34 protein-coding genes are annotated in these 26,700 nt (G+C 64.8%); 13 read left to right on the top strand and 21 right to left on the bottom strand.

Annotated features, from left to right (window positions below; genetic code table 11):
• Positions 1-27: 27 nt before the first annotated feature.
• From fba to rpe, 5 genes are read left to right on the top strand one after another with little or no spacing between them, the layout of a single operon-like run.
• Positions 28-1,104, top strand: coding sequence for a class II fructose-bisphosphate aldolase (fba, locus tag AC4PTO_RS09150; RefSeq protein WP_492727898.1), 1,077 nt, complete (start codon positions 28-30; stop codon positions 1,102-1,104).
• Positions 1,105-1,116: 12 nt separating this feature from the next.
• Positions 1,117-2,571, top strand: a complete 1,455-nt coding sequence (locus AC4PTO_RS09155) for a form I ribulose bisphosphate carboxylase large subunit (RefSeq protein ID WP_492727899.1) — start codon at positions 1,117-1,119, stop codon at positions 2,569-2,571.
• 14 nt (positions 2,572-2,585) lie between these two features.
• On the top strand, positions 2,586-2,972 hold the full coding sequence (locus tag AC4PTO_RS09160) for a ribulose bisphosphate carboxylase small subunit (RefSeq protein WP_492727901.1): 387 nt from the start codon (positions 2,586-2,588) through the stop codon (positions 2,970-2,972).
• A 44-nt stretch (positions 2,973-3,016) separates the two neighbouring features.
• A complete protein-coding gene (cbbX, locus tag AC4PTO_RS09165) occupies positions 3,017-3,967 on the top strand; it encodes a CbbX protein (protein ID WP_492727902.1) in 951 nt (316 codons plus the stop codon).
• Positions 3,968-3,986: 19 nt separating this feature from the next.
• Positions 3,987-4,685: a ribulose-phosphate 3-epimerase gene (rpe, locus tag AC4PTO_RS09170; protein WP_492727904.1), complete on the top strand. Its 699-nt coding sequence runs from the start codon at positions 3,987-3,989 to the stop codon at positions 4,683-4,685.
• A 136-nt stretch (positions 4,686-4,821) separates the two neighbouring features.
• Here the strand turns inward: rpe and AC4PTO_RS09175 are convergent, their stop codons facing one another.
• Positions 4,822-5,187 carry a DUF1272 domain-containing protein gene (locus AC4PTO_RS09175; protein ID WP_492727905.1) on the bottom strand — a complete coding sequence of 122 codons (366 nt, stop codon included), beginning with the start codon at positions 5,185-5,187 and terminating at the stop codon, positions 4,822-4,824.
• A 10-nt stretch (positions 5,188-5,197) separates the two neighbouring features.
• Here AC4PTO_RS09175 and AC4PTO_RS09180 point away from each other — a divergent pair, with 10 nt between their 5' ends.
• On the top strand, positions 5,198-6,208 hold the full coding sequence (locus AC4PTO_RS09180; protein ID WP_492727907.1) for a GlxA family transcriptional regulator: 1,011 nt from the start codon (positions 5,198-5,200) through the stop codon (positions 6,206-6,208).
• Positions 6,209-6,397: 189 nt separating this feature from the next.
• Here AC4PTO_RS09180 and AC4PTO_RS09185 read toward each other — a convergent pair whose 3' ends face one another.
• The gene (locus AC4PTO_RS09185; protein ID WP_492727908.1) at positions 6,398-7,171 is read right to left on the bottom strand and encodes a DeoR/GlpR family DNA-binding transcription regulator; all 774 of its coding nucleotides are present in this window, start codon (positions 7,169-7,171) and stop codon (positions 6,398-6,400) included.
• A 241-nt stretch (positions 7,172-7,412) separates the two neighbouring features.
• Here AC4PTO_RS09185 and AC4PTO_RS09190 point away from each other — a divergent pair, with 241 nt between their 5' ends.
• The 4 genes from AC4PTO_RS09190 to AC4PTO_RS09205 all read left to right on the top strand — a co-directional run bounded on the left by AC4PTO_RS09190 (position 7,413) and on the right by AC4PTO_RS09205 (position 12,042).
• Entirely contained in the window at positions 7,413-8,237 is an 825-nt protein-coding gene (locus AC4PTO_RS09190; protein ID WP_492727909.1) for an inositol monophosphatase family protein, read from the top strand.
• A 47-nt stretch (positions 8,238-8,284) separates the two neighbouring features.
• The gene (locus AC4PTO_RS09195) at positions 8,285-9,346 is read left to right on the top strand and encodes an ABC transporter ATP-binding protein (RefSeq protein ID WP_492727910.1); all 1,062 of its coding nucleotides are present in this window, start codon (positions 8,285-8,287) and stop codon (positions 9,344-9,346) included.
• Positions 9,343-10,983, top strand: a complete 1,641-nt coding sequence (locus AC4PTO_RS09200; protein WP_492727912.1) for an ABC transporter permease — start codon at positions 9,343-9,345, stop codon at positions 10,981-10,983. The genes AC4PTO_RS09195 and AC4PTO_RS09200 overlap by 4 nt, the downstream gene beginning before the upstream one ends.
• A gap of 75 nt (positions 10,984-11,058) precedes the next feature.
• Entirely contained in the window at positions 11,059-12,042 is a 984-nt protein-coding gene (locus tag AC4PTO_RS09205) for an extracellular solute-binding protein (protein WP_492727913.1), read from the top strand.
• A gap of 53 nt (positions 12,043-12,095) precedes the next feature.
• On the opposite strand, the gene AC4PTO_RS09210 is transcribed toward AC4PTO_RS09205, so the two are convergent.
• Positions 12,096-12,773 (bottom strand): FadR/GntR family transcriptional regulator, encoded by a 678-nt coding sequence (locus tag AC4PTO_RS09210; RefSeq protein ID WP_492727914.1) that lies wholly within the window; start codon positions 12,771-12,773, stop codon positions 12,096-12,098.
• A gap of 95 nt (positions 12,774-12,868) precedes the next feature.
• Here AC4PTO_RS09210 and AC4PTO_RS09215 point away from each other — a divergent pair, with 95 nt between their 5' ends.
• On the top strand, positions 12,869-13,618 hold the full coding sequence (locus AC4PTO_RS09215) for a sulfite exporter TauE/SafE family protein (RefSeq protein WP_492727915.1): 750 nt from the start codon (positions 12,869-12,871) through the stop codon (positions 13,616-13,618).
• A gap of 88 nt (positions 13,619-13,706) precedes the next feature.
• Here AC4PTO_RS09215 and AC4PTO_RS09220 read toward each other — a convergent pair whose 3' ends face one another.
• The 4 genes from AC4PTO_RS09220 to AC4PTO_RS09235 all read right to left on the bottom strand — a co-directional run bounded on the left by AC4PTO_RS09220 (position 13,707) and on the right by AC4PTO_RS09235 (position 16,615).
• Positions 13,707-14,666 (bottom strand): glutathione S-transferase family protein, encoded by a 960-nt coding sequence (locus tag AC4PTO_RS09220; RefSeq protein ID WP_492727917.1) that lies wholly within the window; start codon positions 14,664-14,666, stop codon positions 13,707-13,709.
• Positions 14,667-14,677: 11 nt separating this feature from the next.
• Entirely contained in the window at positions 14,678-15,508 is an 831-nt protein-coding gene (gene ygiD / locus AC4PTO_RS09225; protein ID WP_492727918.1) for a 4,5-DOPA-extradiol-dioxygenase, read from the bottom strand.
• A gap of 87 nt (positions 15,509-15,595) precedes the next feature.
• Positions 15,596-16,018 (bottom strand): DoxX family protein, encoded by a 423-nt coding sequence (locus AC4PTO_RS09230; protein WP_492727920.1) that lies wholly within the window; start codon positions 16,016-16,018, stop codon positions 15,596-15,598.
• A gap of 21 nt (positions 16,019-16,039) precedes the next feature.
• Positions 16,040-16,615 carry an NADPH-dependent F420 reductase gene (locus AC4PTO_RS09235; protein ID WP_492727921.1) on the bottom strand — a complete coding sequence of 192 codons (576 nt, stop codon included), beginning with the start codon at positions 16,613-16,615 and terminating at the stop codon, positions 16,040-16,042.
• 127 nt (positions 16,616-16,742) lie between these two features.
• On the opposite strand from AC4PTO_RS09235, the gene AC4PTO_RS09240 reads away from it, so the two are divergent.
• A complete protein-coding gene (locus AC4PTO_RS09240) occupies positions 16,743-17,639 on the top strand; it encodes a LysR family transcriptional regulator (RefSeq protein WP_492727923.1) in 897 nt (298 codons plus the stop codon).
• Positions 17,640-17,690: 51 nt separating this feature from the next.
• Here AC4PTO_RS09240 and AC4PTO_RS09245 read toward each other — a convergent pair whose 3' ends face one another.
• The gene (locus tag AC4PTO_RS09245; protein WP_492727925.1) at positions 17,691-18,554 is read right to left on the bottom strand and encodes an SDR family oxidoreductase; all 864 of its coding nucleotides are present in this window, start codon (positions 18,552-18,554) and stop codon (positions 17,691-17,693) included.
• Between the two features lie 111 nt (positions 18,555-18,665).
• Between AC4PTO_RS09245 and AC4PTO_RS09250 the strand changes: the two genes are divergently transcribed.
• Positions 18,666-19,055: a winged helix-turn-helix transcriptional regulator gene (locus AC4PTO_RS09250; RefSeq protein ID WP_492727926.1), complete on the top strand. Its 390-nt coding sequence runs from the start codon at positions 18,666-18,668 to the stop codon at positions 19,053-19,055.
• A gap of 33 nt (positions 19,056-19,088) precedes the next feature.
• Here AC4PTO_RS09250 and AC4PTO_RS09255 read toward each other — a convergent pair whose 3' ends face one another.
• The 13 genes from AC4PTO_RS09255 to AC4PTO_RS09315 all read right to left on the bottom strand — a co-directional run bounded on the left by AC4PTO_RS09255 (position 19,089) and on the right by AC4PTO_RS09315 (position 26,628).
• Positions 19,089-19,757, bottom strand: coding sequence for an ankyrin repeat domain-containing protein (locus tag AC4PTO_RS09255; RefSeq protein ID WP_492727928.1), 669 nt, complete (start codon positions 19,755-19,757; stop codon positions 19,089-19,091).
• Between the two features lie 71 nt (positions 19,758-19,828).
• Positions 19,829-20,314 (bottom strand): GlcG/HbpS family heme-binding protein, encoded by a 486-nt coding sequence (locus tag AC4PTO_RS09260; protein WP_492727930.1) that lies wholly within the window; start codon positions 20,312-20,314, stop codon positions 19,829-19,831.
• A gap of 69 nt (positions 20,315-20,383) precedes the next feature.
• The gene (locus AC4PTO_RS09265; protein WP_492727932.1) at positions 20,384-21,133 is read right to left on the bottom strand and encodes a hypothetical protein; all 750 of its coding nucleotides are present in this window, start codon (positions 21,131-21,133) and stop codon (positions 20,384-20,386) included.
• Positions 21,130-21,927, bottom strand: coding sequence for a hypothetical protein (locus AC4PTO_RS09270; RefSeq protein WP_492727934.1), 798 nt, complete (start codon positions 21,925-21,927; stop codon positions 21,130-21,132). The genes AC4PTO_RS09265 and AC4PTO_RS09270 overlap by 4 nt, the downstream gene beginning before the upstream one ends.
• Positions 21,924-22,139 (bottom strand): hypothetical protein, encoded by a 216-nt coding sequence (locus AC4PTO_RS09275; protein WP_492727936.1) that lies wholly within the window; start codon positions 22,137-22,139, stop codon positions 21,924-21,926. The genes AC4PTO_RS09270 and AC4PTO_RS09275 overlap by 4 nt, the downstream gene beginning before the upstream one ends.
• 11 nt (positions 22,140-22,150) lie before the next feature.
• Entirely contained in the window at positions 22,151-22,378 is a 228-nt protein-coding gene (locus AC4PTO_RS09280) for a DUF6511 domain-containing protein (protein ID WP_492727938.1), read from the bottom strand.
• Between the two features lie 140 nt (positions 22,379-22,518).
• Positions 22,519-22,749: a hypothetical protein gene (locus AC4PTO_RS09285; protein ID WP_123195559.1), complete on the bottom strand. Its 231-nt coding sequence runs from the start codon at positions 22,747-22,749 to the stop codon at positions 22,519-22,521.
• A gap of 74 nt (positions 22,750-22,823) precedes the next feature.
• The gene (locus tag AC4PTO_RS09290; RefSeq protein ID WP_492727940.1) at positions 22,824-23,600 is read right to left on the bottom strand and encodes a hypothetical protein; all 777 of its coding nucleotides are present in this window, start codon (positions 23,598-23,600) and stop codon (positions 22,824-22,826) included.
• Positions 23,601-23,622: 22 nt separating this feature from the next.
• On the bottom strand, positions 23,623-24,480 hold the full coding sequence (locus AC4PTO_RS09295) for an ATP-binding protein (RefSeq protein ID WP_492727943.1): 858 nt from the start codon (positions 24,478-24,480) through the stop codon (positions 23,623-23,625).
• Between the two features lie 104 nt (positions 24,481-24,584).
• Entirely contained in the window at positions 24,585-25,067 is a 483-nt protein-coding gene (locus AC4PTO_RS09300; protein ID WP_492727945.1) for a hypothetical protein, read from the bottom strand.
• Positions 25,068-25,102: 35 nt separating this feature from the next.
• A complete protein-coding gene (locus AC4PTO_RS09305; protein WP_492727946.1) occupies positions 25,103-25,450 on the bottom strand; it encodes a hypothetical protein in 348 nt (115 codons plus the stop codon).
• A complete protein-coding gene (locus AC4PTO_RS09310; RefSeq protein ID WP_492727948.1) occupies positions 25,450-25,746 on the bottom strand; it encodes a helix-turn-helix transcriptional regulator in 297 nt (98 codons plus the stop codon). The genes AC4PTO_RS09305 and AC4PTO_RS09310 overlap by 1 nt, the downstream gene beginning before the upstream one ends.
• Positions 25,747-25,944: 198 nt before the next feature.
• Entirely contained in the window at positions 25,945-26,628 is a 684-nt protein-coding gene (locus AC4PTO_RS09315) for a hypothetical protein (RefSeq protein ID WP_492727950.1), read from the bottom strand.
• Between the last annotated feature and the right edge of the window lie 72 nt (positions 26,629-26,700).

The raw sequence follows: 26,700 nt of genomic DNA on the forward strand, positions 1-26,700 counted from the left end.
GTGACAGCAGATATGAAGGAGGCCGGAATGGCGCTTATCACCCTAAGACAACTTCTCGATCACGCCGCGGAACACGGCTACGGCGTGCCAGCCTTCAACATCAACAACATGGAACAGGGGCTTGCCATCATGAAGGCGGCGGCGGCCTGCGATGCGCCGGTGATCCTTCAGGCCTCGCGCGGGGCGCGGTCCTATGCGGGCGACATCATGCTGCGCCACATGGTCCAGGCGCTTGCCGAGATGAACCCCGACATCCCCGTCGTGCTGCATCAGGACCACGGCAACAACGAGGCCACCTGTCTTTCCGCCATCCGGCACGGCTTTACCAGCGTGATGATGGACGGCTCACTCAGGGAAGATATGAAGACGCCCGCCAGCTATGACTACAACGTAGACATCACCCGCCGGGTGACCGCCGCCGCCCATGCCGTCGGCGCCTCGGTCGAGGGAGAGCTGGGCGTTCTGGGCAGCCTCGAGACCGGCGAGGCCGCCGCCGAGGACGGCTCGGGCGCCGAGGGCAAGCTAAGCCACGACCAGCTTCTGACCGATCCCGACCAGGCTGTGGATTTCGTGACGCAGACCGGCTGCGACGCACTTGCCATCGCCTGCGGCACCTCGCACGGGGCCTACAAGTTCTCGCGCAAGCCCGATGGGGAAATCCTGTCGATGGCGACCATCCGCGCCATTCATGAAAAGCTGCCTGACACGCACTTGGTGATGCATGGCTCGTCCTCGGTACCGCAATACCTTCAGGATCTCATCAACCGATATGGCGGGGAAATGCCCCAGACCTATGGTGTCCCCGTCGAGGAAGTCGAGCGCGGCATCCGCATGGGCGTGCGCAAGGTCAATATCGACACCGATTGCCGCATGGCGATGACCGGCCAGTTCCGCAAGGTCGCAGCCGAGACGCCGCAGGAATTCGACCCGCGCAAGTTCCTCATTCCCGCCATGGCCGAGCTGGAGACGTTGTGCCGCGACCGGTTCGAACGCTTCGGCACCGCCGGGCGGGCATCCGGCATCAAAGTCATTGCAATGGACGACATGGCCCGCCGCTACGCCAGCGGCGCCCTCAACCCGGCGCCTGCGGTGCGCGCTGCCTGAAAGGAGAGACAGATGAACAAGAATGTCGAGATCAAGGGCAAGGAACGCTACAAGGCCGGCGTCCTGAAATACGCCCAGATGGGATACTGGGATGGCGATTACGAACCGAAGGACACCGACCTTCTGGCGCTGTTCCGCATCACCCCGCAAGAGGGTGTCGACCCGATCGAGGCGGCGGCGGCCGTGGCGGGTGAAAGCTCTACCGCCACATGGACCGTGGTCTGGACCGACCGGCTGACCGCCTGCGACCAGTATCGCGCCAAGGCCTACAAGGTCGAACCCGTGCCGGGCACACCGGGGCAGTATTTCTGCTATGTCGCCTATGACCTGATCCTGTTCGAGGAAGGCTCGATCGCGAACCTGACCGCCTCGATCATCGGAAACGTCTTTTCCTTCAAACCTTTGAAGGCCGCCCGGCTGGAGGACATGCGCCTGCCCGTGGCCTATTGCAAGACTTTCCGCGGCCCGCCCACCGGCATCGTGGTCGAGCGTGAACGCCTCGACAAGTTCGGCCGCCCCCTTCTTGGCGCGACGACGAAGCCCAAGCTCGGCCTCTCGGGCAAAAACTATGGCCGCGTGGTCTATGAGGGCCTCAAGGGCGGTCTCGACTTCATGAAGGATGACGAGAACATCAACTCGCAACCCTTCATGCACTGGCGCGACCGTTTCCTCTATGTGATGGAGGCCGTCAACAACGCCTCGGCCCAATCGGGCGAGGTGAAGGGCCATTACCTCAACATCACCGCCGGCACGATGGAAGAGATGTATGCCCGTGCAGAATTTGCCAAGGAACTCGGCTCGGTCATCGTCATGGTCGATCTGATCGTGGGCTGGACCGCGATCCAGTCGATCGCGGAATGGTGCCGCCGGAACGACATGATCTTGCACATGCACCGCGCGGGCCACGGCACCTATACCCGCCAGAAGAACCACGGCATCAGCTTCCGCGTCATCGCCAAATGGTTGCGGCTGGCGGGGGTTGACCATCTGCATTGCGGCACCGCCGTCGGCAAGCTGGAGGGCGATCCGCTGACCGTGCAGGGCTTCTACAATGTCTGCCGCGAGAACGTGAACGCGGTCGACCTGCCGCGCGGGCTGTTCTTCGAGCAGGACTGGGCCGATTTGCGGAAGGTCATGCCGGTCGCCTCTGGAGGGATTCACGCAGGCCAGATGCACCAGCTTCTGGATCTCTTTGGCGACGATGTCGTGTTGCAGTTCGGCGGCGGAACGATCGGGCACCCGATGGGCATCCAGGCCGGCGCCACCGCGAACCGCGTCGCGCTGGAAGCGATGGTGCTGGCGCGCAATGAAGGCCGCGACATCAAGACCGAAGGCCCCGAAATCCTGCGTACGGCCGCCAAGTGGTGCAAACCGCTCGAGGCCGCGCTCGATACCTGGGGCAACATCACCTTCAACTATGCCTCCACCGACACCTCGGACTTCGTTCCGACCGCGTCCGTTTCGTAAAGGAGATCCAAGCAATGCGTATCACCCAAGGCTGCTTTTCCTTCCTGCCCGATCTGGATGACGTGCAGATCACCGCGCAGGTCGACTACTGCCTGTCGCGCGATTGGGCGGTGGGGATCGAGTTCACCTATGATCCCCATCCGCGCAACACCTACTGGGACATGTGGGGCCACCCAATGTTCGACCTCAGGGATGCCAAGGGGGTGCTGATGGAACTGGCGGAATGCCGCAAGGCACATCCCGAGGCCTATATCCGCCTAAACGCCTTCGACAGCACCCGCGGCTTCGAGACGGTGACGATGAGCTTCATCGTCAACCGCCCCGCGAAAGAGCCCGAAATCCGCATGACTCGCACCGAGGTCGACAGTCGCGCGCTGCGCTACACCCACGCGGTCCGCTGAGCGAACGGGCCGCCTTGCCGGGCGGCCCCCTTCCCTTGCAGGAGATGACGATGAACGCGATCGACAGCGACACGGCCGAAGCCCCCCCGCCCGCCGCCAGCGTGGATCTGCATGCCGAATACGAAGCCTCGGGCGTGCGCGAGATCCTGGACGATCTGGACCGTGAACTGATCGGCCTTGCCCCGGTCAAGAACCGCATCCGCGAAACGGCGGCGCTCTTGCTGGTGGAACGCGCACGCCGCGCGCTTGGGCTTTGCCATGAAACGCCCACGCTGCACATGTCGTTCACCGGCAATCCGGGCACCGGCAAGACAACGGTCGCGCTGAAGATGGCGGGGCTTCTGCACCGGCTTGGTTATGTGCGCAAAGGGCACCTCGTCTCGGTCACGCGCGACGACCTGGTGGGCCAGTATATCGGCCATACCGCACCCAAGACCAAAGAAGTGCTCAAGAAAGCGATGGGCGGCGTGCTGTTCATCGACGAGGCTTATTACCTCTATCGCCCCGACAACGAACGCGATTACGGGCAGGAAGCGATCGAGATCCTGCTTCAGGTCATGGAGAACAACCGGGACGATCTGGTCGTCATCATGGCCGGATATGCCGACCGGATGGATCGCTTCTTCTCGGCCAATCCGGGGTTCCGCTCGCGCATCGCGCATCACATCGACTTTCCCGACTACACCGATGCCGAACTTGCCCGCATCGCCGACACGATGCTGGGCGCGCAAAACTATCACCTCGACGCGGCAGGGCACAAAGCGATGGCGGAATATATCGCGCTGCGCCGCCGGCAGCCGCATTTCGCCAATGCCCGCTCGATTCGCAATGCGCTTGATCGCGCGCGCCTGCGGCAGGCCAACCGGCTGTTCCAGGCCGATACGGGGCCGCTGGACGCAGCCGGACTAAGCCTGATCACCGAGGCCGATATCCGCCCCAGCCGGGTGTTTCAGGGCGGGCTGGACCTTGAGCGCGCCCCGGTGCATGAAGGGTGAAACCAAGGAGAGCGCCAGCATGACATTCGACCGCAGCATCAAGATCGCCCCCTCGATCCTGTCCGCCGATTTCGCCAATCTCGGGGCCGAGATCCGCGCGGTCGAGGCCGAGGGTGCGGACTGGATCCATGTCGATCCGATGGACGGCCATTTCGTGCCCAACCTGACCATCGGACCCAATGTCGTGGCCGCCATCCGCCCGCATGTCAAAACCTTCATGGACGTGCACCTGATGATCGCCCCCGCCGACCCCTATATCGAGGCCTTCGCCAAGGCCGGCTCGGACATGATCACCGTCCATGCCGAGGCCGGGCCGCATCTGCACCGCTCGCTTCAATCGGTGCGCGCGCTTGGCGCCAAGGCCGGGGTCGCGTTGAACATGACCACGCCGGTCGCGCATATCGAGGATATCCTCGACGATATCGACATGATCCTGGTGATGACGATCAATCCGGGCTTCGGGGGGCAGAAATTCACCCATGCGATGGTCGACAAGGTGCGCCGCACCCGCACCCTGGTGGGGGATCGCCCAATCCATATCCAGGTCGATGGCGGGATCGACCCGAACACCGCCCCGCTGGTCGCGGCGGCAGGGGCCGACGTGCTGGTCGCCGGCTCGGCGGTGTTCCGGGGCGGCAGCGTGGAAAACCCAGCCCCCTATGGCGATAACATCCGCGCAATCCGCACCGCCGCCGAGGCCGCGCTGCGCGACAGGTGATGCCGGGGGGCACGGGCAACAATGGGGGCATTGCTGCCGTCCCCTTTTGCCTGCCGAATGTCCGCTTCGCAAAAAATCATAAAAAACGGCGGCTCTTATTGTCTGGTACCTTAAGCCGGGTACCAAAAATTGCTGACTATCGTTTGTCAGGTGGAACGTCTTTCAAGCGTTTGACGACGGCTTGAATTTCTTCGCGAGTCCACTCCGAATGATACCGCCTACTGCCCGCAGGACGGTTCGACAATCCAAGGTTGGTCTGTCCACCCTCAGCTCTCACAGGTCGAACAGGGCGCCGCGTGAATCCGCCTCCGCATGTCGGGCAGACATTGTGCAGCGTCTTTTCGACACAACCTGCACAATAGGTACATTCATAACTGCAGATCATCGCATCGGTTGATTCCGGTGGCAGATCGCAATCACACAGCTCGCAGTTAGGTCTAAGTTCCAGCATCTGACATCTCAGTTCCGTTTCGACCTTGATAGCGCGTGAGCTGTTTGGCATAAATGACAATATGACCACCTTTTACGCCAAATCGCATCATGCTCCTCTGCCAGTGGCGTTCCTGTTGTTCGATGGCACAAAGCTCTTGGATTTCGCGGGGCCATTGCAGGTTTTCAGTGACGCCAGACTGCCAAACGGAACGCCCGCTTATGATGTGCGTCTTTTGTCTGAAACAGGTGGATTGCTGCAAACCGATACCGTTTGCCGGATCGAAACCGCGGCCCTTGCAGAATGCCAGCCTGTGCCTTGGGATACTGTATTGGTGTCAGGGGGAAACAGTGCCTACATGGCAATGCATTCAGACGCCTTGCTCAACTACATCAACAAGTCAGCCGCCGGATGCCGTAGGCTCGGGTCGATTTGCTTGGGTGCATTCGTTCTAGCCGCATGTGGCCGTCTGTCGGAACGCTCTGCCACAACGCATTGGGATGGAGCAGCCAAGCTCGGCGCCGACTTTCCCGATATATGCATCAAAGATGATGCAATCTTTGTTGAAGACAACGGGATCTGGACATCCGCAGGGGTCACCGCCGGGATTGACATGGCAATCGAAATGGTTCGACGTGACCTTGGAACAGCCGAGGCAATTCGTATCGCGAAGTCGCTCGTGCTGCCAATGCTTCGCAATGGCGGTCAACGTCAGTTTAGCACAGCCTTGGCCGCTCAGACGGTCAACACGAGCCACCGTTTCAATGAACTCATCGCCTTCATCGCTTCAAACCTGAAGGAACAAATATCGGTTGCGGAAATGGCCGCCAAAGTGGGCATGAGCGAACGGAACTTCTCGCGCAGATTCTCCGCCGAACTAGGCGTCGGTCCCGCAAAATTCGTCGAGAGACTTCGCGTTGAACAGGCAGCAGCGATGTTGCATCAAGACGATAGCGTCCTCGCTGCCGTGCGAATTGAAGCAGGTTTTCCTAACGAAGAAACGATGCGCCGTGCGTTTCAAAGACAGCTTGGCGTATCACCTTCCTCCTACGCAGCAAAGTTTGCAGTGCCAGCACCTCAAGGCGGACGATAGACCGAAATGCAACATCAGTCGTTTTGGGCTCCAGACAGACCTTCGGCTGTTCATGGGCGCCGCCTCCTCCGTGTCGGAGGTGCAACCATCGCAAGCGGGCTAGGTTGGGGCGCTGCCCTACTCTCGGGCACAACTGACGGCGCAAACTGGCATATGTCCTGACGGTCGACAAAGGGCACCCCCCCGGCCTCAGTCGCACACGATCAGCCCCGGAACGGCGGCTTGCAGCGCGTCGAAGCCGGGGCGGCTGCGGGCCTTGGCGTCCACGATCAGGTGATCCATCTCGGCCACCGGGCAAAAGACTGACCGGGCCGGCGCGCCGACCTTCGAGTGATCGGCCAGGATCACCACCTTCTCCGAATTGCGGATCATCGCCCGCGCGATCTCGGCGCCGTGCAGGAAATAGTTCATCGCACCCATCTCGGCATCCACCCCCCAGGGGGCCAGCAGCGCCACATCAGCGCGGTAGCGGTGGATGTCGTTGATCGTGGCCGATCCGAACGTCTCTTGCGGATCGTGCTTGAACTCTCCGGCCAGCATCACCACGCGAAACCGCCGCGCGGGATCGGTCAGCAGCCGGGCGACATCGACCGAGTTGGTCAGAAACGTCATATCGGTCAGACCGTTGGGCCCCGCCAGGGCCTCGGCCATGGTGGTGCTGGTCGAGCCCGCATCCATGAAGATCGTCATGCCGTTTTGCAGCAGCCCAAGCGCCCGTGCCGCGATCGCGCGCTTTTCCTGCAGCCGCAGGGTGACGCGGATGCCGAAGGTCGTGTCCTCACGCGTGGCGGGAACCGCCCCGCCCCGCACGCGGCGCAGCTCACCGGCCAGTTCCATCTCCATCAGGTCACGACGCACCGTCTCACGCGAGACACCGAACTCCTCGACGATACGATCGACGGAAACCCGGCCATGGGCCGCGAGCCGGTCCTTGATCTTGCGGTGCCGTTCCTCCTGCCACATGCGTTCCCCCAACTGCCGGTGCGTGGATGGGCCTTGCTATGACAAATCCTGCCACAGTTGACAAATAAAACCACAAAAACACATATTGACACATATAGCACAAATTGCCACATTTCCCAAAGAACAGATGAATCGGGGTTTCGGCCCCGCAGGGAAACCAGATCAACGGCATGCGCCAGCCTTGGCCCTTCCGCGCCCCGCGTGCGGACTGTGCGGCAATGCCTGCCTGCAAGGAGCAATGATGACCCGGATTTCGGCGGTCGAGGATCACCACATCGCTTTCGCGCTGTCGCTTGCCGACACGGCAAGATCGCTGCTGCACGGCCAGACGCATGATGCGCTTGGCATTTCGGTCAAGCCCGACAGAAGCCTCATGACGCAGGCCGACCTGATGATCGAACACGAATTACGCGCCCGCATCGCCGCGCACTATCCCGATCACGGGATCATCGGCGAGGAAGAGGGATCGCACGCGCCCACGGCCCGTGCCGTCTGGGTCATCGACCCGATCGACGGCACCGCCCCGTTCATCGCGGGGATTCCGGTCTATGGCACGCTGATCGCCCTGGCCATCGACGGGGTGCCGCGGCTTGGCATCATCGATTCCGCCGCCAACGACGCGCGTTGGCTGGGCGTCGAGGGGCGCCAGACCACGCTGAACGGCCGACCCGTTCAAGTGCGCTCCTGCGCCGACATCTCGCGCGCGCTGATGACCAACAGCAATCAGGACTACATGTCCGCCGCCGAGCTTCCCGCGCTTGAGGCGCTGCGCCGCGCGACCGCGACGCGGGTCTATGGCGGCGCCTGCATCAACTATGGCCGCCTGGCCGAGGGGCGCACCGATCTTGCGATGGATGCCGGGCAGAAGATCTTCGATTTCGCGGCCTTTCGCCCGATCGTGGAAGGCGCGGGCGGGGTCATCACCGATTGGGCCGGCGCGCCCCTGACCCTTGCCAGCGGCGGGCGCATCCTTGGCGCGGGCGATCCGGGTGTGCACCGGCAGGCGCTTGGGATCATTGAAAAACTTGGGATTTCGGACACTCCGCCAGAACTGCGCGCGGGCTGAGGCCCGCGCATCATCAAGAACGAAGAAACGCGAAACAGGGAACGCCAATGGGCATTGACATATCCGATCTGAGCGTCGCTTACGGCACCGAGAAAGTGATCTCGGGCCTGACGCTGAACATCCCCGAGGGATGCTTCTTCACGCTTCTCGGCCCCTCGGGCTGCGGCAAGACCACGCTTTTGCGCACCATTGCGGGATTTGTCCCGACCTGCGGCGGCACGATCCGCTTCGGCGGGCTTGATGTGACGCGGCTGCCGCCCCACAGGCGCGCGATCGGCATGGTGTTTCAGGATTACGCGCTGTTTCCCGACAAGACGGTGGTGCAGAACGTGGGCTATGGGTTGCGGGCGCGCGGCGAAAAGGGCACCGCGGCGCGGCTGAAGATCGACGAGGCTTTGGAGCGCGTGGGCCTTGGCGCGCTTGGCGATCGCCATCCCGCCGCGCTTTCGGGCGGGCAGCGCCAGCGGGTCGCCCTTGCGCGCGCGCTGGTGATCAAGCCGCAGGTCCTGCTGATGGACGAGCCGCTGTCGAACCTTGACGCGAAGCTGCGCATCCAGATCCGCGAAACCATCACCGAATTGCAGCGCGAGGCGAACATCACCACCGTCTTCGTCACCCATGACCAGGAAGAGGCATTGTCGATGTCGGATCTGGTCGGCGTGATGAACCGCGGCGCCGTGGAACAGCTTGGCACCCCGCAAGAGATCTATGCCCGCCCGCTGACCGGCTATGTCGCGGATTTCGTGGGCTCGGCCAACCGACTGAGCGCGGATCTGCGCCCCGGCGCACAGGGGCTGATCGAAGCCGATATCGGCCCCGCCCGCATTCTGGCAAGCGACGCGCTGGTCGCGCCGGCCGAAAAGGGCCTTCTGATCCTGCGCCCCGAAGACCTGAAGATCACCCCCGCCCCGCAAGAGGGGGTGCAATCCGTGCCCGCCACCGTGCGCGGGCGGCAATATCTGGGCGCCAAGACAAGCTACCGGCTGGATCTGGGCGGCGCTCTCGAGGTGATGGCCGAGTCGCACGAGACCGGGCATGACAAATACGCCCCCGGCGACCGGGTCAGCCTTGGCATCGACCCGGCCCTTGCACGGGTGATCGCAAGATGACCGCCGCACAGTTCCGCACCCCGTGGTTCTGGCTGTCGCTTCTGGCGCTGATGCTGCTGAGCCTTTTCGTCCTTTACCCGCTGCTCAACATCCTGACGGCAAGCTTTCTGGGCGACGGTCCTTCGGGCTGGATGCGCGTCATCGAGACCCCGAGATACCGTCAGGCCATCGCCAACACCCTGATCCTGGCAAGCGCGGTGACGGTGATCTGCACGCTGATCGGCGTGCCGCTGGCCTATGTCACGGCGCGCTATACCTTCCCCGGCAAGGCGCTGATCGCGCTTTTGCCGCTCATCACGCTGGTCATCCCCGAGGTGATCGCGGCGCAGACATGGCTGATGATGCTGGGCAATAACGGCCTTATCACCAAATTCCTGCGTGAATTCGGCATCCGCCTGCCCTCTTTCTACGGCTGGTTCGGCCTCATCACCTCGATGAGCTTCATCTACTACACCTATGTCTATATCGGCACCGTCGCCGCGATCAGCAAGTTCGACGCGCAACTGGAAGAGGCCGCGCAAAGCCTTGGCACCGCGCCCGTGCTGTCGCGCCTGCGGGTGATGCTGCCGGTGATCCTGCCCACGATCCTTGCCTCGGCGCTGCTGGTCTTCACCATGGCGGTGGGCAATTTCGCCATCTCGATGATCCTCAGCCACCGGCTGCCGCTTCTGTCGGTGGCCACCTATCAGGCCGCCGTGGCCGAGGGGGCCTCGGACATCACCATGCAAAGCACGCTTGCCAGCGTATCGGTGCTGATCGTGATGTCGGTCCTGTTCTTCAACCGCTGGATCGTGCGCCGCGGCCGCTTCGAGATCGCGCAGGGCCGGGGCGCGCGCCCGGCGGCGCTGCGCGGGCTGGGCGGGCTGGCGGTTGCCGGCGCCTCGGGCGCGGTGGTGGTGATCTCGCTTTTGCCGCTGGTGACGATTGCGATCGGTGCCTTTACCCGGTCGCGCGGGCCGGTCATGCAATGGGGCGAATGGACCTTCGACAACCTCATCCGCGTCTTCGTCACCGCGCCGGGGCCGCTTGTGAACTCGCTCGTCTATGCCGGGGTGGCGACCTTCATCTCGATCGTGTTCAGCGCGCTTGTCAGCTATCTGGTAGTAAAGAAACCCAACATCCTGACGCCCTGGATCGACTATGTCTCGGCGGTTCCGCTGGCGCTGTCGGGCACCGTGCTGGGGGTGGGGCTTCTGGCCACGTTCAACAGCGGCTGGCTGTCGCTGTCGGGCACCGCCTCGATCATCGTTCTGGCCTATGTCGTGCGCCGGATGCCCTTCGGCATGCGCAACGGGCAGGCGGTGCTGCACAACATCCCCAACTCGCTTGAAGAGGCCTCGATCAGCCTTGGCGTGCCGCCGGTGCAAAGCTTCTTCAAGGTGGTGCTGCCGGTGATGCTGCCGGCCGTCGCCTCGGCCGCGATCCTGACATGGACGACGACGGTGGCAGAGCTGTCGGCCTCGATCCTCGTCTATTCGGGCGGGCGCGAGACCCTGCCGATCCAGATCTTCCGCCTGATCGATTCCGGTCTGATGGCCTATGCCTCGGCCTATGGCCTCGTGCTGGTCGCCGTCATCCTGATCCCGATCATCGTTGCAACCAAGGTGTTCGGCATCGACGTCTTTTCACGCAGGTAGCGATGCCGCCCACGGCCCGGAAACGGGCCGCCCCCCGGGAAAAACCAAGAGAATACAACAGAGAGAGGAACTGACATGAAATACAATCCGATTGCCGGCCTGGCCCTTGGCCTCGGCCTTGCCGCGGGGCCCACCCTGGCCCAGGACCCGGTGCTCTATACCTCGAACCCCGTTCCCGCCTACGAGGCCGTGCAGGCCGCGGTCAAGGGCGCGCTCGACACCGATCTGGGCGTCATCACCGGGGGCAGCGGCGTCCTTCTGCGCCGGATCGAGGCCGAACAGGGCAACGTGCAGGGCGATGTGTTCTGGTCCTCTTCGGCCAATACGCTTGGCGCGTTCGAGGCGCTGTTCGAGGCCTACGCCTCGCCCGAACTGGCCGCCATCCCCGAGGCGCTGCGCTATCCGGGCGACCTGTTCCAGCCGACCAATATCCACCTTGTCACGATCATGGTGAACACCGACCTGCTGGACGGCGCCACCGCCCCGACAAGCTGGGCCGAGCTGGCCGATCCGGTCTGGAAAGGCCGCGTGATCATGCCCGACCCGGCCAACAGCTCCACCGGCTACACCATCGCCTGGGGGCTTTCGAAGCTGCTCGACGAACAGACCTACAAGGCCGTCGTTGCGAATGTGGTGACAAGCGGATCGTCCTCGGCGGTGCCCAAGGGCGTGGCGATGGGCGAATATGCCGTGGGCCTGACCTTCGAGACGAACAGCTACGCCTATATCGACGGCGGCCAGACCGAGCTTTCGCTGGCCTACCCCTCGGAAGGCACCTTCCAGACCGTCGAGTTCTCGGGCCTGATCAAGGGCGCCCCCGCGGGCGAAACCGCGCAGAAGACGATCGACACGCTTCTGTCGCAGGATGCGCAGATCGCGCTTCTCAAGGCGGCGTTCCGGCGCCCCAGCCGCGCGGACATCACGGTGTCAGAACATGTCGGCTTGCCCGAACTGTCAGCCGTGGCGGTGTTCCCCGTCGACGAGGCCGAAGCCGCGGCATCGCGCGACGCCTTCCTGGCGGCCTGGGCCGAACTGCCCAAGGCCGGCGACGTGGAATAACCTTCGGTCGGGCGGGGCGCGGGTCTGCGCCGCCCTGCCCGCCCCTTTCGGCGCTACGCCCCGCCGCCGGACATCGCCCTGTCGATCGTTTCCAGATGGGTCGCCATGGCGATTTCGGCCCCGCTTGCATCGCCCGCCGCGATCGCATCCACGATGCGGTCGTGCTGGGCGCTGTGGATCGTGCGGAATTCGTCGGCCCCGATGCGGCGATAGGTCCGGTCCCACTCGCGCTGCCAGGCGGCGCGGCGGCGGGCGCCCGAAAGATAGCGCAGGAACCCGATCAGGATCGGGTTGCGCGCGATGCCCGCAATGGCCTGGTGAAACCTGTCGTCTGCCTGCTCGCATGCGGCGCGGTCGCGGGCGGCCCGTCCGGCGGCCACCCGGTCGCGCAGCAGCGCGATATCGGGGGCCGCGGCCCGGCGCACGGCCTCGGCCGCCACCTTCGGTTCCAAGAGCAGCCGCGCGCGCATCACATCGGGCGGGGTCGCGCCATCGACAAGGATCGCATCGCGCACCGGCAGGTGGGGCGGCCGCGTGCCGCGAAAGGTGCCCTGCCCGACATGGCGCCAGATCTCGCCCTCCCGCTCCAGCACGGCCAGCCCCTTGCGCAGGGTTTCGCGGCTGCATCCAAGCTGGCGGGCCAGTTCACGCTCGGGCGGCAGCCGGTCGCCGTGGTCAGGCGCCATCCCCGCAAGCAGGTGGCGCAGCCGTGCTGAAAGATCGTCGTGCATTTCGCGCATCCCACCCCGAAACCCAGACCAATTTGCAGACCAATCCCGCCCCGTGCAACAGGAAACCCGTCTGCCGCAGAGTCAGGGAGAAGACGATGTTCGACATGGTGCTGCTTGTTACCGCAAGTTTCCTGGCCGGCGTGCTGAACGCGATTGCCGGGGGCGGCACCTTCCTCAGCCTGCCCGCGCTGATCTATGTCGGCGTTCCGCCGGTCAGCGCGAATGCGACGGCCACCTTCATCGCCCTGCCCGGCTATGTCAGCAGTGCCTGGGCCTTCCGGCACGACATCCGCGCCGAAGGGCGCCTTGGGCTGCGCGCGATCGTGGCCATCACGGCGGCGGGGGGATTGCTGGGGGCGCTGCTGCTGATCGTCACGCCGGGCGAGGTCTTCATGTGGGTGGTGCCGTGGCTTCTGCTGGCCGCGACCGTCCTTTTCGCCGCCGGCCCGGGACTGTTGCGGCTGTTGCGCCGCGACGCGGGCCACAGCATCGGCCCGGCCCTTTCGGCGGCGGTCATCCTGGCCGTGTCGATCTACGGGGGGTATTTCAACGGCGGGCTGGGGATCGTGCTGCTCGCCAGTTTCGGCCTTTTGGGCTATGTGAACCTGCACGGGATGAACGGGTTGAAGAACCTGCTGTCGGCCGTGCTGTCGGTGATTTCGGTCCTGACCTTCATCACGGCGGGGCTGATCGCGTGGGAACAGGCCGCCGTCATGGTCGTGGGCGCGATGCTGGGCGGATATCTCGGCGCGCGCCAAAGCCGCAAGATCGTCAGGACCGACCTGCTGCGCCATTTCGTGACCGCGGTCGGCGCGATCATGACGGTGCTGTTCTTCGTGGCCTGACGGCCGTTGCACGAAACCTTTTGCCCTCGGCAACAAGGCAATGGGGTCCGTGACCCAAGCTGTCCGGGCTCGGCCACAGCCCCCGCGGTCATGGATCAAGAAGCTTTGCGATATGGTCCGGACCGACAGGCCGGATGCGTGTCGGGTTCAGCGCCTTGATCGCGTAATACCCCCGCGTGATGTGGTCCATGTTTACCGTCTCTCGAACGCCGGGCAGCATGAGAACCCGCCTCATATAGGCCGAGAGGCGCGGATAGTCGGCTATCTGGCGGCGATTGGTCTTGAAGAGGCCGTGATAAGCGGCATCGAAGCGGATCAAGGTGACGAAGGTGCGGATGTCCGTCTCGGTCAAGCTGTCACCGAACAGGTAATCACCGCTCAGACGTTCTTCCAGCTTGTCGAGCATATCGAAAACACCCTCGACCGCCTCATCATATGCTTCTTGCGAACTGGCGAAACCTGACTTGTAAACGCCATTGTTCAGCCGGTCGTAGATCTCGGCATTCAGGGTGTCGATCTCGGCCGCCCGGTCCTGCGGATAGAGCCGATACTCCGACGGGGCCAGGGCCTCGAAGGCGGTGTCGAACATGCGCACTATATCGGCACTTTCGTTGTTCACCATGACGTTCCGCTTCATGTCCCAAAGCACGGGCACAGTGGCGCGCCCCGTAAAATGCGGATCGGCCCTTGTATAGATCTCGTGCAGGTAGGCGGCACCGAACAGCGGGTCTTCGTCGGCACCATCATAGCCGCCGAACTGCCAGCCCTGATCCGACATGACCGGGTTGACCACCGTTACCTGGATCAGACCTTCAAGCCCCTTGAGCCTGCGCGCGATCAGCGCGCGCGAGGCCCATGGGCAGATCAGCGCGACGTAAAGGCGGTACCGCCCTGCCTCGGCCTCGAAGCCGCCGTCGCCGGTTGGCCCCGCGCTGCCGTCAGGCGTGATCCAGTTGCGGAAACTGGACACCTGGCGCACAAAGCGGCCCTTCTTGTCCGCCTTCTGAACCGGCTGCCAGCTTTCGACCCATTTTCCGTCAACAAGCATGTTTTCCCTCCTCAGGCGGCGTGAAACACGAAAGACCGCATGGAAATCGACCCAAGGTCGATGCTGTCGGTCATGAAAGTCAACTCATCGCGCCCGTCGGAAGCCCCGGCGATGGTCAACGCGGGCAAGTAGTGGTCGACGGTCGGGTGGGCAATGCGTAGCAGTGATCCCAACCCGTCCCGGTCGGCAAGCGCGGCGAAGTTTCGATCCGTCAGCCGGTCCGCGAAGAGCGTGTCGAATTCCAGCGCGAAATCATGCGGCGCGCTATTGGCCCCCCACCTGACCGCGCCCAGGTTATGGACGACATTTCCGGAACCAAGAATCAGAACCCCTCGATTCCGCAGTTCGGACAGGGTCTTGCCGATCTCCAGCTGGTAATCGAGCCCGCGGGTCATGTCGATCGAGACCTGAAAGACCGGAACATCGGCGCCCGGATAGAGGTATTTCAGGACAGTCCAGGCACCGTGATCGAGCCCCCAGCTGTCATCTTCCTCGGCATGGTGGCTGGCCAGCAGCGACACCACTTCGCGGGCAAGCGCAGGATTGCCAGGGGCCGGATAGCGCTGTGCAAAAAGCGCGTCTGGAAAGCCGTAGAAATCATGGATCGTCCGGGGCATATCCGAGACATCGACCAGTGTCGTGCCGCGGGTCATCCAATGGGCCGAAACGACAAGGATCGCCTTCGGACGCGGCAGGGTCTTTCCAAGTTCGCTCCAGGCCCGGCTGAACCGGGTATCCTCAATCGCGTTCATCGGGCTGCCATGGCCCAGGAAGACCAGCGGCATCCGGTCAGAGGTGGACAGACCGGCTTTGAGATCGTTCAGCGTGCGGGGGGCGGGCATGTCTGTTGCCTTTCATGGATATCCGGGACGCAGCCCGCAGCGCCGGAATATCTGCCCCGGCGCTGCGTTCGCAGGAGTTTGCGGCCGTCAGGCGAATTGGCCAAGCGCGCGTTGAAGAACCGGGATACGCAGCGCAAAGGCCCCCGCGCCCAGAAGGGCGATGACCACTTGTGCGACGGTCCAGAACAGCGGGAATTCCCAGCCGCCGCCCTCGCCCGAGAACAGCCAGCCGTTCGCCGAATGCACCCAGGTCGCGCCCAGCAGGACGGGGATAAGCGCCAGCGAGACCAGCCGAACCGCGACACCAAGGATAAGCGCAAGCCCGCCACCGATTTCCGCGGCGATGGTCAGGTAGGCGAACAGGCCCGGCAGGCCGAGGCTTTCGAAATAGCCGACGGTGCCCGCGATGGTGAAGACATTCACCTTGAGCAGCCCATGGGCCAGAAACAGCACACCGCTGGAAATGCGAAGCAGCGTCGCGGCGTAGTCGGTCTTGCTATGCGTGGTCATGACAGGGATCCTTTCGTTAGATCAGGCAATTTGCCATTTCGGAGCGATTGCAACGCCGAGGCCCAGAACATAGCCGAACTGGATGTTCATGAAGCCAAGCGGCTCAAGGTAGCGGGCATTCCTGAGCGGCCCGGCATTGACGGGCTCAAGCCCCATGTCGGCGGCCAGTGCCATGATAGTGTCCCGCGCCGCCTCGTCATCGGCGGCAACGAAGGTCTGGATCGGCGTTCCGGCGATCTTGAGATCCGTTGCGTAGTGCTGGGCAAAAACGGTATTGAAGGCCTTGACGACGCGGGCCCCGGGCAGCTGCGCCCCGATGGTTTCTGCAGCCGAGGTATCATGGCCGACCAGAAGCCCCGAGAAATCGGCAGTGATGGGGTTGGACACGTCGACAACCGTCTTGCCGTCAAAGCTTGCCTTGCCGGCAAGGTCTTCGGCCGTGCCGAAAGGCGTGGCAAGGATGACCACCTCGGCGGCGGCGACCGCAACGGAAAGATCGGCATCCTTCCCGTAGGCCGTGGCGTCATGTCCGGCACGAGACAGCGCATTCGCCAATCCGCCACCCACGTTTCCATTTCCGATGATTGCGATTTTCATTGCGGTTCCTTTCGTGCCGCCCGATGCGGCTGCTTGTTTTCCTGCCGTCAAATTAGGGCTTGCAGATCACCAACAAAATGGCGAGTTTAAAGTATGACAATCTTCATATTGTTCTTAATTTAGCGCCATGGACCTTACCGACGAACTCAGGGCCTTTGTGGCGACAGCCAAGACCGGATCGTTCACCGCCGCCGCCGATCAGATCGGCGTGTCGAACAGGCTGACCTCGAAATATGTCGCGGAACTGGAAAGGCGCCTTGGTGTGCGCCTGTTCCAACGCACCACGCGCAAGGTCGGTCTGACCCCGGCAGGCGAGGATCTTTTGGCCCGTGCGCCCGCGCTTCTGGACGATCTCGACGATATGCTGGCCGAGGTCTCGGAAGGTTCCCGCGGGTTCACAGGTGTCATCCGCATCTCGGCACCGGTGACCTTCGGCGAAACCCATGTCGGCGGCATGCTGGGCCGGTTTGCCGCGAAGAACCCCGGCCTGACCTTCGATCTGCGCCTGCATGACGGGTTCGTCGACCTTGCAAGCGAGGGAATAGACCTGGCCTTCCGCATCGGGCAATCGAACATGCTTTCCCTGAAATCGCGCAAACTCGGAGAGATACGCTCTGTCGTGGTGGCAAGTCCGGCCTATATCGCAGCCCATGGTGCCCCTGCGAGGCCGGAGGATCTGATCCACCACGCCTGCATCCTCGACACCAATCGCCGTGCACCGCGCCGCTGGGTGTTCCACAGGGGCGGTGCCGAGAGCGTTGTCGAGGTTCAGGGACGTTTTCAGGTCAATTCGGCGCGGGCCGCAGTCGAGCTGGCGGCAGCGGGCCTCGGCATTTGCTACGCCCCCCGCTTTGCACTTCTGGATGCGCTTGAGGCCGGTAGTCTTGTCCCGGTGATGGACGAATTCGAGGGGCCGTCCGCGCAGCTCAGTGCCGTCTACCTTGAGGGCCGCACTCTACCGCGCAAGGTTCGCGCGCTGATTGATTTCGCGGTCGAGGATATCCGGCAGGCGGACGTTCTGTGACCATTGGCAGGGCAAAGGGCGGCCGCAACGCTGCGACCGCCCTCATTTTGTTTAGCCACGGGCGAGGGTTGCCTTCAACGTCGCACGCATGGGCGTCGTGGAACGTCCGATCAACTGGTGAAGATCGCGGCGTTGGGTTGCAAGCGCCCCCTGCGCAGCTTTCGCATCGCTGTCGGCGAGAATCGCGGCAAAACCTTCGGGCAGACCGGCGCCGACCAGTGCGGATGCATATCCGGCCTCATCGAGGTCGACATAGACCACATCCTTGCCGGAGATCTCACTCACAAGCGCGGCGTATTCCGCAAGGTTGAAATCTTCGTCGCCTCCAAGTTCATAGGTCTTCCCTTCATGGCCCTTCCCGGCAAGCACCACGGCCGCAGCCTGGGCATAGTCCTGCCGCGCCGCCGTGGCGAAGCGGCCATCGCCTGCGGCGCCGAAATGCTTGCCCATTCCGATTGCTTGCGCCGCGGTGCCGGCAATATTCTCCGAATACCAGCCGTTGCGCAGGATCGCGTGCGGAAGGCCGCTTTCCCGCAGGGCCGTCTCGGTTGCAAGATGTTCCTCGGCAAGGGCCATGCCGCCCGTATCGGCATTGAGGATCGAGGTGTAGGCAACAAAACCCACGCCCGCATCCTTCGCCGCATCCAGAACGTTCTTGTGCTGCGCGGCACGTTTGCCGACTTCGGAGGAGGAGGTCAGAAGAATGCGATCCACGCCCGCGAACGCCGCGCGCAAACTCCGCAGGTCTTCGTAATCGCCTTGACGGGTCGGAACTCCACTGGCGTCGTAAGCTGCGCGGGCCTCGTCCGAGCGCACAAGTGCGATAATGTCATCGGCCGGAACGAGGCTGCGCAGATGCGCCACCACATGTTGCCCGAGCTGTCCCGATGCGCCGGTCACAAGATAGGTCGTCATTTTTCTTTCCTTTCAGGTCTCGAATCGGATATTGGTCTCATTTAGAGACCATTTTCGAAACGCGAAAGGAGGCAGGTTTTTGGCACAAGGTTACAGAAAGGGAACCGACCGATGACGCCCCGAACACAAAGAGCGATGCCGGAAGGCGACGACCGGGGGTTCGAGCCGGGCAACTGTCCGGTACGGCAGGTGCTTGATCATGTATCGGCCAAGTGGCCGGTCCTCATCCTGATGGAGCTTGGACAGGAACCAAAGCGTTTCAATGCGTTACAGCGCGCGCTTCCGGATATTTCGAAGCGCATGCTGACCCAGTCCCTTCGCAACCTCGAGCGTGATGGCATCGTCCGGCGCGAGGTTTTCGATACGAAGCCACCTAGCGTAAGCTATAGCTTGTCCGAACTGGGGCATGGGTTTCTTCCGCATGTCCTGGCGCTAGTCGATTGGGCGGAAAAGGGCATGCCGACCATCATTTCGGCGCGAGCCGCCTATGACAATGCCTGACGCCCAGCCGTGACGGGCGCGCCCGGCCATAGATCAATCTGCCCGTTCCAGGCGCTCGGCCATTTCGGCATAGCCACGGGCTCTCGCGTGCTGGAGCGGCGTCACGCCATCGCGGTCGGCAAGCCCCCTGTCGGCCCCTGCATCAAGCAATGCGGCCAAAACCGCCTGATGGTCGCGTCCGCCATCGCCAAGGACCACGGCTTCCATCACGGCGGTCCAGTGCAGGTTATTGACGTGATCCAAAGGCGCACCAGCGGCGATCAGGCGCCGGACGACCTCGACATGGCCCAGATGCGCGGCGGCGATCAGGGCGGTTCCGTCATAGGGGCTGGTCACGAGCCCCGGATCGTTGCCCAGGTCGATGGCAAGCGACATCAATTCCGGATCGTCGGCCACCGCCGCGATGGTGACGACGTCATAGGCACGGCCTTCGAGCGCGTTCATATCGGCCCCCGCTTCGGCCAGGGCGCGCAACGCATCGTCGTGCGAGGCGAAAGCCGCCACATGAATAGCCGCGCGCCCCTTCGAGTCGCGTGCATCGATGTCCGCCCCGCCGTCCAGCAGGCGCCCGATACCCTGAACGTCCCCTTCATGCGCGGCCCTGAACAGCCCCTTATAGGCGGCAATCTCGGCCGTGGAAGGCGCAGTCTGGGCCGACACGGCCGAAGTAAGCATCAATGCGGCAAGCGTCATGCGAAACATGGTAATTCCCGTCCTTTCTTCCTGATCGAGAGGGCCCGGTCCGCGCGCAGGACACACGAACCGGCGCTGCATCATTCCGCACCGATGGCGTCAAGACCCGCCCGCGCGCAATCGGCATCCATCGCGCCCGATGGTGCGCCGCCAACACCGATTCCGCCGATCAGCGCACCACCGATCCGGACCGGCAAGCCACCCGCCTGGATGACCAGGCGCGGGTCCATGTCGCGCAACCCGTCATTTTGGGGATTGGCCGCGATGAAATCGGCCAGCCCCGCCGTATCCCGTCCAAGCCCGGCGGATGCAAAGGCCTTGCCGGTCGCGCTCGCACCGGTATGCGGGCCGGAATTGTCAGCCTTGAGAAGCACCTTGGTGGCGCCGCTGCGCTCAACGATGGCAACGCTGACATTATGGCCATCGGCCGCGCAGGCCTCAAGCGCCACGCGCGCGGCATCGGACGCCAGCCCGAGCGGAAGATAGGGTGCGGTGGGCAGGTCCTGTGCTGCGGCGGAGATGGGGGAGGCAAGTGCGGCCGCGATGAAAACGAGAGGTCTGAGCATGTCGCTTCTCGAACCACTCCCTGATCTCGCGGATCGCGGCGGCCTGCGTGGCGGATAGGGTGAACTCGGTCATGGCTGGGGCATCTCCACTGCGTAATCCTTGACGATCCCGCCGCGGGTTGGATCGCCCACCTCGCATTGGCGGACGAAGACCCGGCGCCCGTCGGCGAGTTGCCGCCAGTGTCCGCGGCGGATGTGCCAGCGCGGGCTGGCGTGACTGCCGCCCTGCGGCGGTGTCGCTGCCTGCAGGCGAGCCGGATCGATGGCGACCTGGCGCCAGACCCATCCGCGCACGCCCTCGCGGGACAGACGGGACCGTTTCGCGAGCGACACCTTGCGATCGCGGATGTCCGGGGACGCGCCGAGGATGGTCAGCGCGCGCCAGACGATGCCGGCAGCGACTTCGCCGTGACCTCGGACCGTCTCGTCGTGTCGCTCTGAGGGGTTGCCCTCGATCTCCGCCTTGCCGTCCGGATGCATCCAGATCCGCACCAGGCAATCCGTCCAGCCGCGCGGTGCCCGCTTGCGCATGAGGAACGTGGCCTCGACGATGTCACCGTCGGCGCGGGCGCAGACGATCAGGCCCGAGGGAGAGGCGCGCTGCTCGCGCACCTCGAAGATCACGGAGGGATGCGGCAGCCGAAGCGGCCCGGTAAAAACCCGGGTCATTGCGCGGTCGACGGTGTCGCCATCGAAGGCCGCCTGATCGTCGAAGAAATAGATCGGCGCGAACTCCGCCGCTGCGAGTAGATCGGAAGACCAGAACCGGTCGCGATGGGCGCGCACGATTCGCTTGAGCTCATAGGCGTCGGGGATCATGGCCGCTCTCCCCAGCACCGGCCCGCCCAGGCGCAGGGCGCGTGCCACTTGCCGGCCGCCATGCCGCCACGGCAGAGGACTGCCGTGGGCTCGATCGCGGCGCGCGGCAGCCATTCCCCGGCCTCGGAGGCCCGCACCACGGCGACGGCGCGATCCGACATTTCCTGCGCGAGATGTGCGTCGAAGGGCACGAGCTCGGCGTGCAGCTCCATCGTGTCGCGGTTCAGCGCGGTGAAGAGCGCCGGGGCCGGTAGCTCCATGTAGGCCTGATAGAGCGCGATCTGGGCGGCGTAGACGGGGCGCGCGAGGCTGACGCCGCGCTTGACCACGTCCTTCCAGCTGGCCGCGCCGAGCGCCTTGTTCTCCCAGAGCGCGGGATAGTCCATCGCGACTGGGCCGGAGACGAAGCAGCCGTCGATATGGCCCTTGAACCGGCCGCCGAGGGCCTCAAACCCGAACTGGCGGCCGTCCGGGCGTTCGGTCCGCAGGTCGAACCCGGCGATCCGGAACCAGCCCGCGACGACGTCCTCGGCCCGGTGGCCCGCCTCGAAGATGCGCAGCGTGCGCGGCGCGAACTCCTGGCCCTCGTCCTTCGGGACCGCGAGGAAGTCGTACTGGATCTGGCGCAGGCAGTCGCGGCCGAGACCCGAGGAACTGACATAGGTGCGCGGACGCTCGGCGCGGTTGCGCGCTGACAGCGCCGCGTCGATGACGGCGGACACCGCTTCCGCTATGGGCGGGCGCGGCGCGCCGGCGCCGTAGAGACACCCGGAGCCATGGTTGAGGTCGATCATCGCTCGCGCTCCCAGAACCCGCCGGCCTGCGCGATGCAGGTCAGCTTGTGGAACTGCGCATCCGTCAGCCGGGCGCTGTCGCCGAACCGCTCGAGCTTCTCGCGGAGGCTGTCGCAGAACTCGATCTCGAAGTCGGTGACGGCGTTCTCGGTGGCCGCCTCGAGCAGGTGCGACCAGCTGCAGGACGCGGTGTCGTCGTTCAGGTCGATCATCGCGCGCCCCCTCAAAACGGAATGGGGTCGTCGAGGCCCGTGCCAGTGCGCTCCTTGCGCGCGGCCTGGTCCTGCATGCTGTCGATGTAGCCGGTGACCGCCGCCTCGATCAGGCGGTCGATGTCCTCGGCGCTGCGATGGAAGAAGGGCTCCATGAGCCCGAGGTCGGTGAGCGCTTCGGCGAAAGGCGTCCGCGCATCGCGGATTGCCTGCGCCTCGCGCGCGGTCTTGTCGATCATGCCGTTGTTCCTTTGGGCGATGGCGCTGCCCACGTCCTGACAGCGGCGCGAGCAGAAGCGGTGGTAGGGGTGGCGATCCCAGCGGAGGCCGTGGCAGTAGCCGAAGCCGCGCGCCTCGCGGGCGCAGACGGCGCAGAGCGCTACCCGAGCAAGAAGGTCCCGATCGGGTCCTCGGGCGGCCAGCCCGCCCTCTGGAGCTTTTCGGACTGCAGCACGATCCAGCGGGAGATCGCGTTGCTGGCCATGGCTTCGAGGTCGCCGAGGCTGAGGCTTGCGATGGGGGCGTGCAGTCTTCCTCGGGCCTCGAGCCATCGTCCGATCTCCAGTGCCGCTTCGCGCGTCACATGCGCCTGCCATTCATCCGGGGTCATCGGCCCGGCAGGATCGCGCCGGGCCTCGGGCGGAGGCGAAGGCCGGCCTCCGCCGCCGTGCTGCCGACCGCGCCTCAGCCATTGAGCCAGGCGGGCATGCCGGTCGCGGGCGCTCCGCTCGGCGCTGTGGGATGGGACGCCGGCGGCTGCTGGGCGGGCGGCTGCTGCGGGGGCTGCTGCGGAGCCGGCGCTTGCGCGCCCCAGGCCGGGGCCGTGGCCGGGGTTTGCGGCTGCGCCCCCCATGCCGGCGTGGGCGCCTGCCAGCCCGGCGCCGGCGCGCTCGCGGCCTTGCGCGGCGGGGCGTTGACGGGCTCCGGGGGCACGGCTTCGCCGCGCATGATCGGTGCGTGCTGCGGCTCGTCGGGCAAAACGACGTTCGCGATCCGGTTTTGGTCGCGGTACTGGGGGTTGGAGGCAGGCTCCACCATGATCCGCGCGGCGAAGACGATGCCGTCGAGATGCTTGAGCCCGGGCAGCACCCGCTTGGCCTTGGCGTCGGGGCTCTCGTCCCTGGGATCGAGCCCGAGAGCGCTGTCGACCATCGCCCGAAAGGTGGATTTCGAGATCTTCCAGCCGATCGACTGACCCTTCTCGTCGACCTTGCCGCCCGCCACGGTGAAGCTCTGCCAGAACTTCCGCCGGGCATGCGGCCCCTCGAGGATGGTGAACTCGCAGTCCAGCATCTTCGCGTCGCTCGACTGCGAGGCCTTCAGGAGCTTGGCGTCCATCGGCGTGGCGCCGTCGACGCCGCCGGGCCGCACGGTGAGGCTGACCTTGGCGAAGGTGCCGTCGGGGATCAGTTCGCCGATGGGGGCCATCTGCGGCTGGGCGTCGTTGAGATCGTAGCTCATGGCTCTGTCCTTTGCGTCTGGATCAGGAAGGGGTGGCGGTGTGGGCGGGAGCCCGGCCGTCGATCTTTGCGATCAGCGCGCCGAGATCGGGGGCCTCGGTGGTGTCGAGCCGGCCGGAGCGATCCTTGGCTGGAAGGCCCCAGGGGTTGCCGGAGCGGCAGACGAGGCGACGCTCGGCGGAAGTTTCGTTGAGGGTCCACTCGCCCTTGGCGTCGCGGCCGAAGAGCTGCATCGAGACCACTTGGTCGACGATCCCCGGCAATTCGCGGCCGGCCTTCGTGCCCTCCATCTGCGGCTGCCAGGTCGTCGCGCCGAACTCGTCGGTGACCTTCTCGAGCACGCCGACGAAGATCACCGTCTTGCCGCGGGCGTGCTGGAGGTGCTTGAGCGCCTGGATCACCTCGCGACCCAGAAGCCCGTAGGCGCCGCGGACATCGGGCTTGCCGGTCCGCTCGGAGAAGGCCTCCGGCTGCTGGCGGGCATAGGCCATGGCCTGCCGCGTCAGGTCGGTGATGGAGTCGACGAAGACGATCCGCTTGCCTGCGAGGAAGTCCTCGATGCCGGTGCCGAGATACTGCTGCTGCAGCCAGGCGTGATACTCGGCGCCGTACCAGGACTGCGGGTGCTGCGCGGGGTCAGGCCCGCCGATCAGAACGGCAAGGTCGCGGAAATCGGTGAAGCTGCGCACGGGGATCGAGTCCCCGCGCCAGTCCTGCACCGATTTCATGCCGGCCTCGAGGTCGAGACAGACGGTGTCCTCGGCGGGCAGCGTCTTCAGGAGCGTCGTCTTGCCGACGCCGGGCGGGCCGAAGATGGCGAGCGAGGTCTTGTTCTCGGCGGCCGAGAGCCGTTCGTCGGCGGTGATGATGCGGAAGGCCATGGGGTTCTCCGGGGATTGCGTTCAGGGTGCGCGGCGGCGGGGGTGACCGGGTGCCGAAGGGGAACCTGCCCGGCGTTGCCGCTCGGGCGTCCCGCCGCCGCGCGTCACCGGTCTCGAGCCTCGAGCCGGAAGACGGGTTTGCCGGTGGTCTCGCTGCGCGCGTCCGCGAAGCCCTCGCGCATCGCCGCGGGCCAGGCGCCGAAGCGCCGCTCGGGCACGCGATAGGCGATCTCGAGATACTCGGTCGGGTCATCGCCGGCGGCGCGGATGCGCTCGGCCATGGCGGCAAGCCGGTCCTGATCCCAGGAAACCTTCTTCGGTAGGTCGGCGACGATCACGACGCCCTCGTCCTCGACCCGCACGGTGCCGCTGGTCTTCCCCTGAGCGGTCCGCTCGGCCGCGGCGGCGGCCTCGTAGCGCTTCCCGATCCCGGCCTCGAGCCGGTCCCGCAGCCGCTTTACGCGGGCGGTCTCGGCGAGCGCCGTTGTCTGCAGGTCCAGCAGCATCTCGGGCGGCAACGCCGCGATGTCGCCGAGAGCGAAGCGGTCAAGGTCGTCGAAGCGGGGGGCGTTTTCTGGGTACGGCATGGTGGGGTCTCCGTTGGAAGGGAATGGCAGGGCCATCACGCGGCGCGCTCTTCGAGGAGCAGCGCCGAGAGCAAGGGAGCGGCGGCCTTCGGTCTGGGCCGGGCGACGGCGATGTAGACGAAGCGGTCGGGGCCCACGCGCTCCTGCACGACGTGGACGAGGCCCTTCTCGAAGGCGCCCAACGCGGCCTGACCGAGATCGGCAAGCTGACGGCGCTCGGGCTCGGGCAAGGTCGAAATCACCGGCGTGACATCGATCCCGAGAAAGCCGCAGTGGTACTCGATCCTGGCGCCAGCTTCGGCCTGCGCGATCCAGGCGTAGAGCTCGACGTCAGTGAGCCGCGGCCTCGCAACGCGGGCGCCGATTGGAGTTGCGGCGACCATCAGCACAGCCGCGCAGTCCGCTGGTGCGTGGCACCATGACCGGTGTCCTGCGCCGGGTCCGCGGTCAGACGGCGGGGCGTGTGACCGACGCGCGCGACGGCCTCGCTGATCTTCAGCGCAAGCTGAAGCTGGCTCTGCTCGAAGGCCTCGATGTCGGCGAGCCGGTAGAGCACGCGCCCGCCGAGCTTGAGGAAGGCCGGTCCTTGGCCGCCGTAGCGCCAACGCTCGAGCGTGCGATGGGAGATTCCCCAGCGCCGGGCCAGCTCTTTCTGGTTCAGGCAATGCCTCTGCAGCATCGGTGTCTCCTCTCGTTGTCGAGGAGACCATGCGAAATTCCACTGTGGGATGTCGTCAGGATCGGCGGGGGATGCGGAGGGGGATCAGTCTGCCCTTGCAGGACTGGCGTTTGGTCGTTGGCGGGGTACCGTCATCCCCCACCATCCCTCACTCGTCCCCCTCTCGATCCGACAGTGGACCGGGCGGAGGGGGATCGCTCAGTCGAGGTTCAGGCGGTAGCCGCCACGGCGGTCAGACCGGATCAGCTGCCGCCAGTCCTTCTGCGACTTGAAGACGTCGGCCATACGCAGGCTCTTGGAGCCGGCGCGCGACAGGATCGCCTTTCCGTTCTGCCAGGGCTCGCCGGCCTGCGCCGCCTCGTGCAGCGCGCGCACGACTTCCGCCTGGATCGGGCCCAGCTTGAACCGGCATCCATTGCAGCGGACCTCGAAGTAGTCGGCCGAGTGGATGAAGGTAGCCTCCTCCATCGGCTGTCCACCAGGCAAGAACCCGGTCTCGATCTCGAAACGGTCGCGTTCGTCGCGTCTTAGGAGGAGATCACCGATCATGACGAGGACCGGCTGCGCATCGCCCCAGGTCGTCGCGTAGTCGGCCTTCGGCGTCCGAAAGCTGTCGAGATGAACCTCGCCGCATCGGAAAAGCTGGAACACGTCGCGGGCGTGGAGATCGAGCAGCCCGCTGTAATGGCTCTGTTCGTGCGGCACTCGGTGGGGTTCGCCGTCGGCGGCTTCTTCGTAGTCGCCAAACTCGATCGGCACACCGAACACGCGCACCGACAGGCGCAGCTTGTCGTTCTCCGCAAGGTAGATCAGGTCCGCTTCCGTGATCTGCCACCGCTCGAGGATCTCGGGGAGCGTGAAGTACGATTTATCGATGTGCATTCACTGCCCTCCGCGCCGATCCCCGTGTAAGATGTTTACCTTCTGTTCTTATTCGCTTGACGGGCTTCGATC

The organism is Rhodobacter maritimus (assembly GCF_058747975.1).